General features: G+C 73.0%; 9 protein-coding genes. 6 read left to right on the top strand and 3 right to left on the bottom strand.

Annotation, left to right across the window (positions count from 1 at the left end; translation table 11 throughout):
* Positions 1 to 192 precede the first annotated feature (192 nt).
* From QIY60_RS03100 to QIY60_RS03085, 4 genes are read left to right on the top strand one after another with little or no spacing between them, the layout of a single operon-like run.
* On the top strand, positions 193 to 1,755 hold the full coding sequence (locus QIY60_RS03100) for a TIGR02677 family protein (RefSeq protein WP_283141014.1): 1,563 nt from the start codon (positions 193 to 195) through the stop codon (positions 1,753 to 1,755).
* Complete coding sequence (locus tag QIY60_RS03095) at positions 1,752 to 2,990, top strand: TIGR02678 family protein (RefSeq protein WP_283141013.1); 1,239 nt, start codon at positions 1,752 to 1,754, stop codon at positions 2,988 to 2,990. Before QIY60_RS03100 ends, QIY60_RS03095 begins: the two co-directional genes overlap by 4 nt.
* Positions 2,987 to 7,126, top strand: coding sequence for a TIGR02680 family protein (locus QIY60_RS03090; RefSeq protein WP_283141012.1), 4,140 nt, complete (start codon positions 2,987 to 2,989; stop codon positions 7,124 to 7,126). Before QIY60_RS03095 ends, QIY60_RS03090 begins: the two co-directional genes overlap by 4 nt.
* An 11-nt stretch (positions 7,127 to 7,137) precedes the next feature.
* Positions 7,138 to 8,379 carry a TIGR02679 family protein gene (locus QIY60_RS03085; protein ID WP_283141011.1) on the top strand — a complete coding sequence of 414 codons (1,242 nt, stop codon included), beginning with the start codon at positions 7,138 to 7,140 and terminating at the stop codon, positions 8,377 to 8,379.
* Positions 8,380 to 8,792: 413 nt separating this feature from the next.
* On the opposite strand, the gene QIY60_RS03080 is transcribed toward QIY60_RS03085, so the two are convergent.
* Complete coding sequence (locus QIY60_RS03080) at positions 8,793 to 9,866, bottom strand: enoyl-CoA hydratase/isomerase family protein (RefSeq protein ID WP_283141010.1); 1,074 nt, start codon at positions 9,864 to 9,866, stop codon at positions 8,793 to 8,795.
* 231 nt (positions 9,867 to 10,097) lie between these two features.
* Between QIY60_RS03080 and QIY60_RS03075 the strand changes: the two genes are divergently transcribed.
* A complete protein-coding gene (locus tag QIY60_RS03075; protein WP_283141009.1) occupies positions 10,098 to 10,493 on the top strand; it encodes a helix-turn-helix transcriptional regulator in 396 nt (131 codons plus the stop codon).
* A 24-nt stretch (positions 10,494 to 10,517) separates the two neighbouring features.
* On the opposite strand, the gene QIY60_RS03070 is transcribed toward QIY60_RS03075, so the two are convergent.
* Positions 10,518 to 12,086 (bottom strand): PucR family transcriptional regulator, encoded by a 1,569-nt coding sequence (locus tag QIY60_RS03070; protein ID WP_283141008.1) that lies wholly within the window; start codon positions 12,084 to 12,086, stop codon positions 10,518 to 10,520.
* Between the two features lie 303 nt (positions 12,087 to 12,389).
* Here QIY60_RS03070 and QIY60_RS03065 point away from each other — a divergent pair, with 303 nt between their 5' ends.
* Entirely contained in the window at positions 12,390 to 12,893 is a 504-nt protein-coding gene (locus tag QIY60_RS03065; protein WP_283141007.1) for a molybdopterin-dependent oxidoreductase, read from the top strand.
* Between the two features lie 45 nt (positions 12,894 to 12,938).
* On the opposite strand, the gene QIY60_RS03060 is transcribed toward QIY60_RS03065, so the two are convergent.
* Positions 12,939 to 17,486, bottom strand: a complete 4,548-nt coding sequence (locus QIY60_RS03060) for a bifunctional nitrate reductase/sulfite reductase flavoprotein subunit alpha (RefSeq protein ID WP_283141006.1) — start codon at positions 17,484 to 17,486, stop codon at positions 12,939 to 12,941.
* Between the last annotated feature and the right edge of the window lie 263 nt (positions 17,487 to 17,749).

Here is a 17,749-nt window from a genome sequence, read left to right as displayed (position 1 = left end):
GGATGCCGCTGCTTCGGCACTTGAGCAACGCCGGGGGGACTGGCGGGATGTCGAGCCGATGCCGCCCGCCACGGATCGAGATCCCCCAGGATCCGGTGAATCAGCGGCCCGCGAGATCGCATTGCGGCATGAATCGGCCAAGTGCTTCCGTCCCTCCCGGCGACTGCGCCCCCTGCGGGACAATTGCCGACGATGACCGTCACCACCACCGCCCCGGAACCACGACCGGACGGCTACAGCTCATTCGCCCACCTCACCGTCCAGAACACGGCTCTCTACCGCCAGGTGATGCGGGTATTCGTCCTAGCCAAAGAGCGGTTCGCGGTGCATCTCCGTCCCGAGGACGTGCATGCCGCTCTGCCCGCCGAGGTGCGACCCGCGGAGTTGGATGTGGTGGTCAAAGCGCTCGACAGCCTCGTCGGCTGGGGAAATCTCCGCGCCGACCCCGACACCGCGCGCGTCACGGCCGTCGAGGACTTCTACCGGAAGCGGTTCATCTACCAGCTCACCCGAGAGGGGGAAGGCGTCGAGGAAGCCCTGGGCGTCTATGACGAGGCACTCGGGCGGCGCGGCGCGCTGCAGGCCGTCGCCCTGCACGACATCGTCACGCAGTTGCGAGCCCTCCTTGTGCTGGCCGCCGAGGAACAGCCGGATCAAGCCAAAACGCACCTCGCGCTTGACGCGCTGGCGAGTCGTTTCGCCGCCCTCGCCGACAACGCACGCGCCTTCATGGGGTCCCTGCAGCGGACCATCGACCTCCACGACGTCGACGAGGAAGTCTTCCTCGCCTACAAGGACCGGCTCATCCAGTACCTGGAGCGATTCATCCAGGACCTGATCACCCTTGGCGGGCGCATCGCCCGGCTGATCCTGGAACTGGAGGATGCCGGGAGCATCGAGCCGCTCCTGCGGGCGGCCGCGGCGCGTGAGGCGGCCGACGCCTCGCCGGAGGAGGCCCAGCACGCCGAGCGGGAGGCGCTCCAGCGCTGGTCCGGACGCTGGACCGGGCTCGCCGCGTGGTTCATCAGCCGGGAGGGGCGCGAGTCACAGGCCAGGCTGCTGCGCGGCCGGGCCCTCGGCGCCATCCCCCAGCTCCTGGCCGTCGTACGGTCGCTGAACGAGCGCAGGGCCGGGCGCTCCGACCGGTCCGCCGACTTCCGTACCCTCGCGCGCTGGTTCGCCGAGGCTCCCGACGACGACGCCCGGCACCGGCTGTGGCGCACCGCCTTCGGGCTGTACCCCGCCCGGCATCTGACCGTCGACGCCGACACCCTCGCCGCCCGCGCGGCGCTGCCGGTTCCCGCTGCCACTTCGTGGGTCGAGGCCGAGCCACTGCGGATCAGCCCCCAGTTGCGCCGCACCGGCAGCTATGAGCGGCGCGGCAAGCCCCGCAAGGTCGAGGACCGGGAGGAGCCGCGCCGCAGACTCGCCGAGGTGGCCGCCAAGCAGGCAGCCGAGACCGCGGCGGCACGCGCCCGGCTCGTCACCGACGGAATCACCCGGCTCTCCGGACTCGGCGAACTCGACCCGGTCTCCTTCGGGCTCTTCCTCCAACTGCTCGGCGACGCGCTGGCCACTTGGCGGCCCGGTATGCGGCACACCGTGGCCACCAGCAACGACGGCTCCATGGAGATCCGGCTCAGCGCGCTCGCCGACGGCGGCACCACGGAGATCAGGACGGCCGGAGGTGTCTTCCGTGGTCCCGACCACCTCATCGAGATCATCGACCTGACGGACGGAGCCGCCGACCGATGAACAGCACTCCGCTCGCCGAGGTGCTCGACGGCCAGCACGCAGCCGACCTCCGCAAGGCGGCTCGCGCCCTGCTCAAGCAGCCTCTCCTGCTCGCCCGCGGCCGGTACGCGGACGAGTTCCGCCTCGTCCGTCGGCACGCCTCCGAACTGCGCGAATGGTTCGACCGCAACACCGGCTGGTCCCTCCAGACGGACGCCGAGGCCGCTCGCCTGCGGAAGATACCCGGCGTCCTCAGCGACCCCACGCACCCCGCGCGCGAGGCGACCCGCGCAGCCGCCCCCTTCACACGGCGCCGCTACGTCCTGCTCTGCCTCGCCCTCGCCGCCCTGGAGCGCGGCGAGGCCCAGATCGCGCTCGGCCGCCTGGCCGACCAGGTCGTCCTCGACGCCGCGGACCCGCACCTCGCTCGCGCGGGCATCCAGTTCACCCTGGACCGCCGAGACGAACGCCTCGACCTCGCCGCAGTCGTACGGCTCCTGCTCAGCCTCGGCGTGCTGCGGCGCGTCGCCGGCGACGAGGAGGCATACGTCAGCGGAGCAGGCGATGCCCTGTACGACGTGGAACGGCGGGTCCTGGCAGGACTGCTCGCCGCACGCCGCGGCCCCTCCACCGTGCAGGCCGAGTCCCTCGCGGACCGCCTCGTCGAACTCGTCGCCGAGACCGCCCTGGACAGCGACGAACTGCGCTTCCGCGCGATGCGGCGCTCGCTGACCCGCAGGCTCCTGGACGATCCGGTCCTCTACTACGACGAGCTGACCGACGCCGAACTGGGCTACCTCACACGGCAACGAGGCTTCCTCACCGCCCGCATCACCGAGCTGACCGGACTGGTCCCCGAGGTGCGCGCCGAAGGCATCGCCATGGTCGATCCGGACGACGACCTCACCGACGTCCGGATGCCCGAGCAGGGAACCCACGGTCACGTCACGCTGCTGCTCGCCGAGCACCTGGCCGCAGCAGGCGGTGCCGTCACCGTCGACCAGCTGGCGCTCCGAGTCCGGGAACTCGCTGCCGAGCACGGCGGATTCTGGGCCAAGTCCGCGCGGGAGCCCGGCATGGAAGCCGAACTCGTGGAACAGGCCGTCCACCGGCTCGCCGCCCTCGGGCTGGTCTCCCGCTCTCCCCTCGGCGTCGCGCCGCGGCCCGCACTCGCCCGGTACGCGGTCGGCGAGACCGTCGTACTCGAACCAGGCACCGCACTCACGCCCGCGCAGCGAAAGGCCGGCAAGCCGTGACCCGCCTCCCCGACCCCTTGCGATCCCGCTGGCAGCCCCTGCGCATCGGACTCGTCGACCTCTTCCACTACGACGTGGAGGAATTCCACTTCCGGGACGGGCGCCTGCTCCTGCGCGGGAACAACGGCACCGGCAAGTCCAAGGTGCTCGCCCTGACCCTGCCCTTCCTGCTCGACGGGGACCTCGGCTCACGCCGCGTCGAACCCGACGGCGATCCGGGCAAGCGGATGGAGTGGAACCTGCTCCTGGGCGGCGAGCATCCGCACTCGGAGCGGCTCGGCTACACCTGGATCGAGTTCGGCAGGCTCGACGAGACCAGTGGCGAGCGGCATTTCCGTACGCTGCTCTGCGGACTCAAGGCAGTCAGCGGGCGGGGCATCGCTCGCCATTGGTACGCGCTCACCACCCAGCGAGTAGGGCACGGTCCCGGGGCCGTCGCCGCGACATCCCTCAGCCTGCTCGACGCCACCGGCACCGCCCTGTCCCGCGACCGGCTCGCCGAGGCCGTCGCCGGACACGGCATGGTGTACGACCAGGCCAAGACCTACCGCAGGGCCGTCGACGAGGCACTCTTCGGACTCGGCGAGCAGCGGTACGGCGCCCTGGTCGACCTGCTCATCCAGCTGCGCCAGCCGCAGCTGTCCAAGCGCCCCAACGAGGCAGCCCTGTCCCGGGCCCTCACCGAGGCGCTGCCGCCCATGGACCAGGCGGTCATCGCGGACGTGGCCGAGGCCTTCCGCTCCCTCGACGAGGAGAAGGAGGAACTGGCGGCCGCCTCTGCCGCCGAGCGGGCCGCCGCCGCCTTCCTGGACCACTACCGGCGCTACGCCCGGATCGCCACCCGCCGTCGCGCACGCCTCCCGCGCGGGGAGCACTCCCGCTACGAGCACCTTCAGCGGGACCTCGCCGAGGCGCAGGCCGAGCAGACCCGTGCCCAGGAGGAGCGGGCGGCCGCCGAGGAACGGATCGCCGCGCTGGAGGAGACCCAGGCGCGGCTGCGGGCCCAGGACGAGGCGCTGCGCGAGGGCCCCGAGATGCGCAGCGCCCGTGAGCTGGAGCAGGCCGCGAAGGCGGTGGAGCGGACCGCTCACGCCCTGGACCGCGCCCGGGACGACCGGGATCGGGCCGCGGCCCTGCACACCCGGGCCCTCGGGCGGCTCGGCGCGGCCGAGAACCGGCTGCGCGCCGCCGGCCGACTGGCCGAGGACACCTACCGCCAGGCACGGGAGGCGGCCGCCGCCGCACGGGTCGACCTCCCCGGGGACGACGTGCTCCCCGAGTCCGAACTGCGGCGCGCGGCCGAGGAGTCGACGGACCGCGGGCATCGTGCGCTCGCCCACGTGGAGGAGCTCGCGGATACGGCCGAGCGCGCGGCCGAGAGGCAGCGCCAGGCATCCGTCCGCCTCGACGAGGCGGATACCGACCTCGACCAGACCACCGCGGCGCAGGCCCAGGCGGAGGAAGCCGCCGCACGGGTGGGGCAGGCCCTGCTGGACGACGTACGAGAGCACGCGCGCGCCTGGACCGAACTGGCCTGCCCCGACCTGGCCGGCCTGCTCGATGAGGTCCAGGAGTGGGTGAGGCACCTCGACGGGCCGTACCCGGCTCGCGCACACGCGGCACGAGCCCACAGCGCCGCCTCGGCGCACCTGGCCGACCGGGCTGCCGAAGCGGCCCGCCGGGCGTCGGAGCTGGAGGTACGCACCGGCCAGGTCCGGCAGGAGCTCACCGCGCTGGAGGCGGGCGGCCGACGCGGCCCCCAGCCTCCGCCCACCCGCACACCCGGCCTGCGCGAGCGGCTTCCCGGCGCACCGCTGTGGCGGCTGGTGGACTTCCACGACGGCCTCCCGGACCAGGAGCGCGCCGGACTGGAGGCGGCGCTGGAGGCCTCCGGACTGCTGGACGCGTGGGTCCTTCCCGACGGCTCCGCCCTCGCCGCCGACGGGCACGACGTACTCCTCTCCCCGGCGACCGGGCCGGCGACCGGGCCGGTGGCCGGGCTCTCGCTCGGCACCCTGCTGCGCCCCGCCGTGGACGGCGGCGACGCACAGGCCGCGGCGGTGGGTGAGGACACGGTGGTACGGCTGCTCGCCGCCATCGGCATGGGTGAGGACAGCGGAGCCGGCACCTGGGCGAGGACCGACGGGCGCTTCCGCGTCGGCTCGCTCACCGGCCGCTGGGCCAAGCCCGCCGCCGAGTACGTCGGCGAGGGGGCGCGGGAGGCGGCGCGGCGGGCCCGGATCACCGCGCTGCACACCGAACTCGACCTGCTCCAGCAGGAGTCGGACACCGTCGCGACGCGGTCCGCGGAGGTGGCCGCACGTCGCCGGACCCTCGACGTCGAGCTGGCCGGCGTACCCGACGAAAGCGCCCTCACCAGGGCGCACGCCCAGGTGACTGCTGCCGTCGTGTCGGTGAGCCGGACTCGCATGCGGCGCGAGGACCGCGCCGCCGACCTCCTGGAGGCGGCCGGGCTGGCCGAACGGGCCGCCGCCGAACTCGCCGCGACCGCCAGTGAGTTGGGCCTGCCGGCCGAACGGGTCGGCCTCGCCGAGGTACGCCGGGGCCACGGCTCCCTCGCCGTAGCCCTGGCCGCCCTGTGGCCGACTCTGCGTGAACGCGGCGAGGCGGTGCGCCAGGCGGAGGAGGAACGCGCCGAGGCCGCGCAGGCGGGGGAGCGGACCGTGGAACTCGCCCTGCGCGCCGATGAGGCCGGGCGCGAGGCGGTGGCAGCGGACGAGCGCCACACCACGCTGCGCTCCACCGTCGGCGCGGCCGTCGCCGAACTCGGAAGACGGCTCACCGAGACCGCCGAAGCCCTGCGCGTCTGCGACGCGGACCAGCGGCTCACCCGCGAGCGCCGTGCCGAGGCGGACCGGGAGGCGAGCAAGGCCGAAGGCCGCATCGAGCAGTTGGAGAAGGGCCTCACGGAAGCGGCCGAGGCGCGTGCGGAAGCCATCGCGGGGCTCCAGCGCTTCACTGCCACCGGCCTGATCACGGTCGCCCTGCCGGACCTGTCGGTGCCGGCCGCAGGTGACGGCCCTTGGGCGGCCACCCCGGCGATCGCGCTCGCCCGCGCCATCGAGTCCGGGCTCGCGACGGCCGACGACTCGGACGGCGCCTGGGAACGCGTACAGCGCCGGCTGAGCGAGGAGCTCAAGACCCTGCAGGACACCCTGTCCCGGCACGGGCACACCGCCTCCGCCCGGATGGTGGAGGACGGCATGGTCGTCGACATCGTCTACCAGGGCCGCGAACGTGCCGTACCCGAACTCGCCGAGGCACTCACCGCCGAGGTCGGCGAACTCACCCGCATCCTCTCGGCCCATGAACGGGAGATCCTCGAAACCCACCTGATCACCGAGGTCGCGGGCACCCTCCAGGAACTCATCGGAGCCGCCGAACGACAGGTGCGCGACATGAACGCCGAGCTGGAGGACCGCCCCACCTCCACCGGCATGAAGCTGCGGCTGGTCTGGCGGGCCTCCCGCAAGGCCCCCTCCGGCCTCGCCCCGGCCCGTGAGCGGCTGCGCCAGTCCGCCGACGCCTGGACCCCGCAGGACCGGACGGCGGTGGGCGAGTTCCTCCAGACGCAGATCGCCCGGCAGCAGACGGACGACACGTCCGGCAGCTGGCTCGAACACCTCACCGCCGCGCTCGATTACCGCGCCTGGCACGAATTCGGGGTCGAGCGGCACCAGCACGGCCGCTGGGTCCCGGCCACCGGCCCGGCCTCCGGCGGCGAGCGGGTCCTCGCGGTATCCGTGCCGCTGTTCGCCGCGGCCTCCTCTCACTACGCGAGCGCGGGCAGCCCCCACGCGCCGCGCCTGGTCACCCTCGACGAGGCATTCGCAGGTGTGGACGACGACTCGCGTGCCAAGTGCCTGGGCCTGCTGCACGCGTTCGACCTGGACGTGGTGATGACGAGCGAACGGGAGTGGGCCTGCTATCCCCAGGTACCCGGCATCGCCATCGCCCAGCTTTCGCGGATCGACGAGGTGGCGGCGGTACTCGTCACCCGCTGGGAGTGGGACGGCACCAGGCGGCTCCGCCGAGAGGACCCGGTGCGGTCGGAGAGTCCGGATCCGGACCCGTTCGCGCAGACGACGGCCGGACCGGAGCAGCTGTGGACCTGACACCAGCACCTGTGGATCCGACATCCGCCACCGCCCCGGTCGACGAGGCCCGGCTGCGCCGCCTGCTCGGCGACCCCGCCCTCGACTGGCTGGTCGACCGGGCGCGCCGGCGCCTGGAGCGTGAACAGCCTCTCACCGGTCCGGTCTCTCTCAGCGCGCCCACTTCGGCCCAGCGAGTGTCGGCCGAGCGGCTCCTGGGCCGCTCCCCCGGGAGCGGGCGCTCACTGACCGTCCGGCTCGACGAGGTGGACGCCGTCCTGCGCCGCTCCGGGATCAGCCCCGACGGCCTGGCCGCCGCCGTGGCCGCGCTCACCGGGCCCATCGTGCTGCTCGGCCCGGCCCGTGAGGCCGAGGAACGGGCCTGGCAGGAGGCGTACGCGGTGATCGACGCCCTCGCGGACCAGGGCCCGGGGCTTGCCACATGGGCCGACCGGCTCCGCGGCGACGGCCTGGTACGACGCCTCGTCGGTACACCTGCCGCAGCCCGAGACCTCCTCGGTCAAGCCGCCACTGTCCTGAGCGCACTTCCGGCAGACCCGCCCGTCTCGCTTCCCGCCTTCGCGGCCAGGTTGCTCGGCGGTGCCCACGCCCTGGACGACGGCACCCCCTTGGCCACCGTCACCCTCTCGGGCATCCGAGCGCTGACCGGCTTCACGGACGGGACGGGCGCGGAATGGCGCCGGGAGGCGTGGGCGTCGGCGGGTCTGCTCCGGGATGAGCTGTCCTCGACCGTCCTCACCCTGAACCTGCGGGGCACGCCCGCCCTGGACTGGATGGCCGACGCGGGCGAGCCGTCCGTCCTCACCCTCCGCCAGCTCGCCCGCCACCCCGTTGCCGTTTCTGCCCCGGCAGTCCGGATCTGCGAGAACCCGGCGGTGCTCGCGGCGGCGGCGGACGCCCACGGGGCTGATTCCGCCCCGCTGGTGTGCCTCCAGGGCCAGCCGTCCGCCGCAGCGCTCGCCCTCCTGCGCCACCTGCACGAGGGCGGGGCGGCACTGCTCTACCACGGAGACTTCGACTGGGGCGGGCTCCGCATCGCATCCGCACTGCTGCGTCGCGTCCCTTGGCGGCCCTGGCGCTACACGGCCGCCGACTACCGGGCCGCGGCGCTCGCAAGACCTGACGGCCCGCCACTCACAGGGCAGCCGACCGAGGCCCCCTGGGACCCGGACCTACAGCGGGCTCTCTTGGGGCTGGGCGTCCGAGTCGAGGAGGAGACGGTCCTCGACGCGCTGCTGACCGACCTCGCGTGACGACGGTACGGGCCTGCGGCCACACATGAAGTGGCTCCAGAAGTACGGCCACATGGTGCCGCTCCTGCGGAACCCGCCCCGACCGGCGTCCGTCGAGGCCGCGTCGCGGATGATGAATGACGTCCTGGAGGCCGCCGACGCGGGACTGCCGGCCCAGCTCCTCGAAATCCCGCTGCTGACGCGGTGTCCCTGTCGGCGACGGTCGTGCTCGGGCACCCGAAGTACGTGAGCCCGAGCACCACGCCCAAGAGCTCGCGGCATGAATGACATCCCCCTACGTGCAAGGACTACGTCGGCTACTAAGCGGACTTGTGGAAGTCCGGTGCGGTACCGCGCCCCTTCACGGGCGTGGGGAACTGCGCGACCAGCCACAGACAGCCCGCAGCCGACGAACCCCATGTCCAGCGGAGCGCCTAGGTCGCGGAGCGGAACCCGAGTTCCCGCCCGCCCTCGGCCCCGAAGAACCTCTCCACCACCTCGTCCTCAACCTTCCCGAGCGTCCCCGGCACCCACCGAGGCTTCCGGTCCTTGTCGATCACCTGGGCCCGGATCCCCTCGACCAGGTCCGGGGAGGTCAGGGCCGCGCAGGAGATGCGGTACTCCTGGGTCAGTACCTCCTCCAGGGTGGGGAGTTCGCGGGCTCGGCGCATCGCCGTCAGCGTGACCTTCAGGGACGTGGGGGACTTCGTCAGGATCGTCTCGGCCGTTTGCTTCGCCTCCGGGACGCCCGTGGCGAGCAGGCGGTCCACGATCTCCTCGACCGTGTCCGCCGCGTAGCAGTGGTCGATCCAGTCGCGGTGTGCGGCGAGTTCGCCGGGCGGGGGAGGCTGGTGGGTGTGGTGGGCGAGAACATCTCGTACGGGTGTCGACGTCAACTCGGCAAGCAACGCCGGGAGTTGGAGCGACGGTACGTAGTGGTCCGCCAGGCCGCACAGGATCGCGTCCGCCGCGCCCACCGGCGTGCCCGTGAGGGCCAGGTGGGTGCCCAGTTCGCCGGGTGTGCGGCTGAGCAGATACGTACCGCCCACGTCCGGGACGAAGCCGATGCCCGTCTCGGGCATGGCGACCCGGGAGCGTTCGGTGACGATGCGTACGTTGCCGTGGGCCGAGATTCCGACCCCGCCGCCCATGACGATGCCGTCCATCACGGCCACGTACGGCTTGGACCAGCGCGCGATGCGGGCGTTGAGGCGGTACTCGTCCCGCCAGAAGTCCGCCGAGGCCGTGCCGCCCGTGCGGGCGTCCTCGTGGATCGCGCGGATGTCGCCGCCCGCGCAGAGCCCGCGCTCACCGGCGCCGGTGAGGACGACCGTCTCCACGGCCGGATCGTGTTCCCACGCCGTCAGCGCCTCGTCGATCCGGCGGACCATGGCGTGGGTGAGCGCGTTGAGCGCCTTCGGCCGGTTGAGGGTGAGATGGGCGGCGCGGCCCCGGATCGCGAGCAGGACGTGTTCGGCCTCGGCGCCGACGGCGGTGTCTGGCGTCATCGCGCGGTGTTCGGGAGTGCGCTGGCGGCGGTGGGGCCCATGTGCTGGCGGTTCCTTTCAGGTCCTTCAGGTCCTTGCGGATCCGGTCAGGCGATCCGGTCAGGCGATCTCCGTTGATCTCCATGAATGATCTCCCCGAAGATATAGTTGGACGTCCTAGTAAGTCCATCGGGTGAGTCGCCGACCGTGCCCGCCGCCCTCGCCCGCCGCTCTCGGGCCTAGAGTGCTCTCGTGCCGACGTACAGCATTGGCCAGGCAGCGGGGCTGCTCGGCGTGAGTTCCGAGACCGTCCGGCGGTGGGCCGATGCCGGGCGGCTGCGGATGGAGCGCGACGGCACGGGCAACCGGGTGATCGACGGGGTCGGGCTCGCCGCGTTCGCGCAGGAGCGGGCCGCCGGGGCGTACGAGGTTCCCGGCGGGGTGGCCACGTCGGTGCGGAACTCCTTCGTGGGGATCGTGACGGCCGTGACGGTCGACGACGTGGCCGCGCAGGTGGACATCCAGTGCGGGCCGCACCGGGTGGTCTCGCTGGTGACGCGCGAGTCCGTCGAGGAGCTCGGCATCGACGTCGGGGTGACCGTCACCGCCCGGGTCAAGTCGACTCATGTCCATGTCGACCTGGGGTGAGCCGCCAGCGGAGGGACCGCCTGCTCAGCGGCATAGCAGCGCCGCCCGTAGGTCCAGCTTGTGGTCGAGGCGGGACAGGTCTCTGCCGGTGAGGACCTCCACGCGCTCGATGCGGTAGTGGACCGTGTTCACGTGCAGATGCAGCGCCTCGGCCGTGCGCGCCCACGAGCAGTTGTGCGCCAGAAAGACCTCAAGTGTCTCCAGGAGCATGGCATGTGACGCACTGTCGGCTTGCGTCAGCGGTCCGAGCGTGCGCGCGCAGTACGCGGCTCGCACATCCGCCGGTACGCCCGCGAGCAGTGACTCCAGCGTCGACAGCTCCTCGACCGCCGTCACCCGGGCGGTGTCCGGCGACGTGGTCCGGGCCGCCGCGAGCGCGTACCGCGCCTGCCCGAGCGCGGCGCCGAGCCCGGCCGCGGCGGCGGGCGCGCTCACTCCGGCGTGGAGCGGGGTCGCCTTTGACCGGCAGTCCGCCAATAGGGGCCATATGTCGCCGAGTTGGTGCCAGGCGTCTTCCTGCTCCTGCTCCTGTTCCTGTTCCTGTTCCTGGATGATCGCCACCGCCTCGCCCCCCTCTGCCCCGCCCGTGCCCACGACGAACGTCGCCGGAGCCACGTGGTTCAGCGCCTCCGTCAGCGCGTCGACGGCGCCTGTCTGCCCCTCCGCGCCGCCGAGCGTCGCGACCAGTACCCGGTACGTGCCCCCGGCCCGCAACCCGCACGCGCGCAGCGCGCCCTCCACCGCCTTGGCGTCCGGGCCGCTACCCGCCACTCCCACCGCGCCCGCCCCCACCGCCGCGACCAGCTCGTCCGCCGCCTGCCGTCCCGCCGCCCGGCGGCGGTCGTGGTCGTGCCGGGACTGGGCCACGACCTCGGCTATCTCGTGGAGCACGCGCGGCGGAACCTCCGCCCCGGCCGGAAGGTGCAGATGCCAGGCGTCGTATGCGCCGCTCTCCGCCTGGATCCGCAGCGTCGTCCCCGCCGCGCCGCGCACGCGCAGTGCGGCGCGGTCCGCGGGCAGCGCGGGTGCCGAAGCGGTGCGGGCCACCGTACGGCCGCTGCTGGTCAGCAGGTAGCAGGGCGGGCCGTGGAGCGGGGCGAGCGCGCGGTCGAGGAGCTCGCCGGGGTCCGCGCCGCGGTCCAGGAGCCGGCTGAGCTCGGTGCGTACGTTCTCCGGCAGCGCGTAGTGCGGCGCCGGGAGGCGGCTGAGGTCGCCCCACTGGCGCAGGTACACCGCCTCGGTGATGGCGCGGAAACTCGTCCGCGCGGGCACGGCGAGCAGCGGCACCCGGTGTGCGCGGCAGGAGTCGATCAGCTCGTCGGGGACCGTGCCGTGGGTCTCCTCGCCCGCCAGGAGCGCGGTCGCCCCCGACGTACGCAGTGCCGAGACGAAGCGGTCGGTCTTGGCGCGGACATCACCCGGGCTCCACCACACCAGGCCGCTCAGCACGACCTCACCCTCCTGGAGGAAGCGCGCCGGGTCCTCCAGATCGGTCGCGGTCACGCCGCTGATCTCGCGGCCGAGGAGCGATTCCTCGCCCCACAGGAGGGTGAGGTCCAGGCTGTCGAGCTGGAGGAGGTGTCCGACGTGCATGCTCTGGCTCCTTGCGCGGCTGCCGGGCGGGCAGGTGCCCGGCTTCTCACATTCACTAGCCGAGTGCGAGTCGAGTCATCGTAAATGCCAGGCCAGAGATGCGGAACGGTTCTTGGTTGATCCTCCAGATACCGGTCGCGCCGCTGGGATGTTTTCCGTGTGGCCCACCGGTCGTTTCCGGCCACGCGCGCCTACGATCCGCCGGTCGGCCGGTCGGTTGGATGCGGCTGGTCGGCAGCGGTCGCCCGGCGCGGGCCGTGGCGGCTCGTGTGCGCCCGTCCCCGAACGGGCATATGCAAGAGCATGACGCGTAGTGGATTCCCAGTAGCCAGGCAGAATGGTGCTGTCAGCTCGCAGCTGAGATCGCTCGCCCTGTACGGGGACGTGGCCCGCCCCGCCACGCTCACCGTCGCCGACCTGCGGGAGGGCTGGGCGCCGCACCGGGCCGACGTCGTCTTCGACTGCGCCACCAGCGGCCCCCAGCGCCACCGCTTCGAGGGACCGCCGCTGCGGGACGTGGTCGCCGCCGCCGGTCCGGCCTTCGACGTCCGCCGCCGCAAGGACCGGTCCCGCTTCCTGCTCGCGGTCAGCGGGCGCGACGGTCACCATACGGTCCTGGCCTGGGCCGAGATCGACGCCGACTTCGGCGACAGACCGATCCTGCTCGCCACCCGCATGGACGGCCGCGAACTCGACGCCGAGGGTAGCCAGTTGGCGGTCCCGCCCGACCGGTGCGGGGCGCGCTACGTCAGCGCGATCACCCGCATCTGGGTCGGCGGCTCTCCCCCGGCGGCGGAGGTGCCGTAGCCGCCATGAGCCCAGGGCCTGTCCGGCTAGCGGGACGGCGGCCACTCAGTAGACATCGCGCACGTACCGCTTCCCCGCCGTCAGCTGCTTCAGATACGCCGCCGCCGACTCCTCGTCGAGCCCGCCGTGCGCCATCGCGATGTCGCGCAGCGCCCGGTCGACGTCCTTGGCCATGCGGGAGGCGTCGCCGCACACGTAGAAATGCGCCCCGTCCTGGAGCCAGGACCACAGCAGCGGGCCGTGCTCGCGCATACGGTCCTGTACGTACACCTTGGCGCGCTGGTCGCGGGAGAACGCCGTGTCCAGGCGTGTCAGGGTGCCCTCCGCGCTCAGTTTGGTCAGCTCGTCCTCGTAGTAGAAGTCGGTGGCACGGTGCTGCTCGCCGAAGAACAGCCAGTTCGGGGCGTGATGGCTCAGGGCGCGGCGTTCGTAGAGGAAGCCGATGAAGGGGGCGACCCCGGTGCCGGGGCCGACCATCACCATCGGCGTGCCCGGGTCGGTGGGCGGCCGGAAGTGCCGGGTGCGCTGTACGTAGACCGGAAGCGGCGCGTCCGGCGGCGAGTCCGCGAGCAGGGCCGAGCACACGCCCGCACGCGGGTGGCCGAGGCGGTTCTCGTACCGGACGACCGAGACCGTCACGGACGCCTCGTGCGGGTCGGTCAGCGGGCTGGACGATATCGAGTACAGCCGTGGCCGCAGGCCGCGCAGGACGCCCGCCCACTCGGGCGCGCTCGCGCGCACCCCGTGCTCGGCCACCACGTCCACCGCCTGACGGCCCCAGGACCACTGCGCCAGCTGCCACTTGTTGTCGGGGCGCAGCAAGTGCTTCAGACGGCGGTCATGGGTCCGCTCGGCGACGAACTTGAGCAGGTCGGGGCCGACCCGCGTGATGTCCAGGTGTCGGTGCAGCGCCGTACCGAACGGGACTTCGCCGACCCCGCGGATCTCGACGGGGGCCGTGGAGTCCAGACCGGTGACGGCCAGCCACTCGGCCACCAGGTCGGGTGAGTTGACCGGGTGCACGCCGAGCGCGTCCCCGGCCGCGTAGGTGAGCGGGGTGTCGCTCGCGCGGGTGTCGAAGGTGAACCGCCGCACCTCCTTGCTCGACCCGGGGAGGCTGAGCAGCGAGTTCCCCGTCAGCCGGGCCGTGACGGCGGCGGCCCGGGAGCTGGGGAGAGGCGCGGTGGGGGTGGTAGGGACCCTGGCGGTCGTGGAACTGCCGGGGATGGTGGTGGTGTTGAGGACCGAGGCTGTTGCTGTACCCGATGAACGGACGCCGTTCGCCGCGAGTTCCCGCCCGGCCGCGAATTCGTCGGAGAAGTTTCCGGGCGCCGCGGAGGAGGGCGCGGCGGGTGCGCCCAGGGCCGTATCGCCGGGGAGACCGGCGGGCGCCCCGGGAGCCGCATTCCCGGCGTCCGACAGCTCGTCGAGCAGGGCCAGCACCCCGTCGAGCCACTCCTGCGACCGGTCCTCGAAGTCCGGTTCGCAGTCGGTGCGGGGGAGCAGCCGGACCGCCCCCAGCTCGGCAAGGCGCCGGTCCAGGCGTCGGCCGTGCCCGCAGAATTCGTCGTACGACGAGTCCCCGAAGGCCAGGACCGCATAGCGGCGACCTTCCAGGCGCGGGGCCTCGTCATCGGCCAGGGCGTCCCAGAACGCGGCGCCGTTGTCGGGCGCTTCGCCGTCGCCGGTGGTGCTGGTGATCAGCAGCACCTCGGCGTCGGTGGGCAGCGCGTCCGGAGCGGTGTCGTCCATGGGGACGAGCCGGATCCGGTGCCCGGCGGCGGCGAGCCGTTCGGCGCCCGCTGCGGCGAGCTGCTCGGCGTTGCCGGTCTGCGAGGCCCACAGCACCAGCACGTCACGGCCCCGGGGGGCCGGTGGCGGCGCGACGGGTGCGGGAGCGGGCCGCGGGGTGGCCCGCGAGTACATCCCGGCCAGCACGCCGTTCACCCACAGCGCGTGCTCCTCGCTGAACGGCGCGGTCGGCGGCAGTACGGGGATGCCGGGCGCGCCCGACTCCAGCCCGGCCAGGAAGCCAGCGAGGTACTGGCGTTCCGGCTCGGTGAGGACCGGCGGGGGCGCCCCGAGTCCGAACACGGCGGCGGGGGCGGCGCCTTGGCCCGTCAACAGGGGCGAGTCGGAGCCCGTGCGTTGGGCGGGGACGCCGTGGGGGAGGGGCGCGGGGGCGTCGAGGAGCGCGGTACCCGCGACGAGCGCCCCCGCCGTGCTGGAGACGCCTTGAGGCACTCCTACAGCGCCGCCCACTCCCGCAACGTCGGCCACTCCCGCCGCCACCGCCGCAGCCCCGCCCGCAACCAGCGCTCCCGCAGCCCCGGACACACCTGCCGCCGCCCCAGCCACCCCGGCGGAGCCGTTCGTGCCCCCCGTCACTCCGCCCGCGACCGCCGCCGTCCCCGGCATGACGGGCCGTGCCACCTCGGCCGCGACCCTCGTCAGCGACACCGCGCACACCTTGAACTCGGGCTGCAGCGAGATCGGGTCGACCGCGTCGCTGGTCACCGCGTTGATGCTCAGATCCGCGCCGAACAGGTCGTTCCAGTGGAACGGCGCGAAGCAGCAGCCCGGTCGCACCCGGTCGGTCAGCACGGCGGGCAGCACCGCCCGTCCGCGCCGGGAGGCGATCTCCACCCCGTCGCCTTCGGCGATGCCGAGGCGTTCGGCGTCCTGCGGATGCACCTCCACGAACGGCGCCGGGTTGAGTTTGTTGAGCTTGGCCACCTTCCCCGTCTTGGTGAGCGTGTGCCACTGGTGCTGCAGCCGCCCGGTGTTGAGCACGAACGGGAAGTCGTCGTCGGGCATCTCGGCGGCGGGCATGTGCGGGCGCGCGTGGAAGACGGCCCGCCCGCTCGCCGTCGGGAACACCGGACCGCCGCCGTCCTCGGCCACGTACCGGATCGGGTTGCGGTCGGGACCCTCGGCGGTCGGGGCGGGCCACTGCACGGGCGTGGCGCGCAGCCGCTCGTAGGTCACCCCGCGCAGGTCGTAGCCGGTCTTCGGGTTCCAGGCGCGCTTGATCTCCTCGAAGACCTCCTCGGGACCCGCGTAGGTGAACGCCTGCTCGTAGCCCATGGCGCACGCCACGCGCGCGATGATCTGCCAGTCGGGCAGTGCCTCGCCGGGTGCGTCGACGGCCTGCCGGGCCAGGGTGAGGTTGCGCTCGCTGTTGACGAGGACGCCCTCGGCCTCCGTCCACAGGGCGCCCGGCAGCACCACGTCCGCGTACGCGGTGGTCTCGGTCTCGGCGAACACGTCCTGGACGACGACGAACTCGGCCGCCCGCAGGCCCTCGACGACGGTGCGGCGGTTGGCGACCGAGGCGACCGGGTTGGTGCAGATCACCCAGCACGCCTTGATGCCGCCGTCGGCCATCCGCCGGAACAGCTCGACGGTGCCGAGCCCCGCCCCGTCGGTGCGCAGCGTGCCAGGCTCCAGCCCCCACAGAGCCTCCGTGAAGGCCCGCTCCTCGTCGACGAGCACCGAGCGCTGGCCGGGCAGCCCGGGGCCCATGTAGCCCATCTCGCGGCCGCCCATGGCGTTCGGCTGGCCGGTGAGCGAGAACGGGCCGCTGCCGGGGCGGCAGATCGCGCCGGTCGCCAGATGCAGGTTGACCAGGGCGTTGGTGTTCCAGGTGCCGTGCGTGGACTGGTTGAGCCCCATGGTCCAGCAGCTCATCCACTCCCCGGCCGCGCCGATCCACTGCGCCGCCGCGCGGATGTCGTCCTCGGGGATCCCGGTGATCTCCGCGACCGAGGCGGGCGGGTAGTCGGCCAGGAACTCGCCCATCGCCTCCCAGCCCTCGGTGTGCTCCGCGATGAAGGCGGGGTCGGTGTGCCCGTTCTCCTGGAACAGGTGCAGCAGGCCGTTGAGCAGCGCGAGATCCGTGCCCGGCTTGATCTGCAGGAAGAGGTCGGCCTTGGCGGCGGTCGCGGTGCGGCGCGGGTCGACGACGATCAGCTTCGCCCCGGCCTTGACGCGCTCCATCATCCTCAGAAAGAGGATGGGATGGCAGTCGGCCATGTTGGAGCCGATGACCAGGAAGACGTCTGCCTTCTCGAAGTCCTGGTACGAGCCGGGCGGCCCGTCCGCGCCGAGCGACAGCTTGTAGCCGCTGCCCGCACTGGCCATGCACAGCCGGGAGTTGGACTCGATCTGGTTGGTGCCGATGAACCCCTTGGCCAGCTTGTTGGCCAGATACTGCGCCTCCAGGCTCATCTGACCGGACACGTACAGCGCGACGGCGTCCGGCCCGTGCTCGTCGACGAGCGCCCGCAGCCTGCCCGCCGTCTCGGCGATCATCGCGTCGACCCCGGCGGGCACCGGCTCGGCTCCGCGCTCACCCCGTACCAGCGCGGTGGACAGGCGTCCGGGAGCGGCCAGCATGTCGGCCGTCGTCGCCCCCTTGGTGCACAGCCGGCCGGAGTTGGCGGGGTGCGCCTTGTCGCCGGAGGCCTTGAGCACCGTGCGCCGGCCGTCCGGCCCCATGGCGATGTCGAGGACCATCCCGCAGCCCACACCGCAGTACGAGCAGACCGTGCGCACCTGTTCGGTGGCGGCCCGCGTGGCCTGTGCGGTCAACGGGTGTCCCCTCTCGTCTCGGCCGGGATCCCTTGGGCTCCGACCGTACGAAATGCCCGTTACTTCGATGTCACGTGCGGCGATCACGAGTGGTTACGTCGGCCACACTAATCGCGCCCCGATGCTGTGAGCACCTGTGTGCGACTGCGGCACGCCTCCGATGTCGGACATCACGGGGCGTGCACGTCCGGTGTGAGGGGGCGGTCCGGCCCCGTGTCTGGGTAGGGTGGCGCTCGCAGCTGGTTCGCCCTGCCCGCCAGGCA

The sequence above is a fragment of the Streptomyces sp. BPTC-684 genome (assembly GCF_030028635.1).
GTDB lineage: Bacteria > Actinomycetota > Actinomycetes > Streptomycetales > Streptomycetaceae > Streptomyces > Streptomyces noboritoensis.
The sequence above is the reverse complement of the archived record's forward strand: the minus strand, read 5'-3'. Positions and strand labels throughout refer to the sequence as shown.

Bases quoted from the DNA above. Each gene is read 5' to 3' on its own strand.
- QIY60_RS03100 (WP_283141014.1), top strand. From the start codon at position 193: ATGACCGTCACCACCACCGCCCCGGAACCACGACCGGACGGCTACAGC.
- QIY60_RS03070 (WP_283141008.1), bottom strand. From the start codon at position 12,086: ATGCACGTCGGACACCTCCTCCAGCTCGACAGCCTGGACCTCACCCTC.
- QIY60_RS03080 (WP_283141010.1), bottom strand. From the start codon at position 9,866: ATGACGCCAGACACCGCCGTCGGCGCCGAGGCCGAACACGTCCTGCTC.
- QIY60_RS03095 (WP_283141013.1), top strand. From the start codon at position 1,752: ATGAACAGCACTCCGCTCGCCGAGGTGCTCGACGGCCAGCACGCAGCC.
- QIY60_RS03065 (WP_283141007.1), top strand. From the start codon at position 12,390: ATGACGCGTAGTGGATTCCCAGTAGCCAGGCAGAATGGTGCTGTCAGC.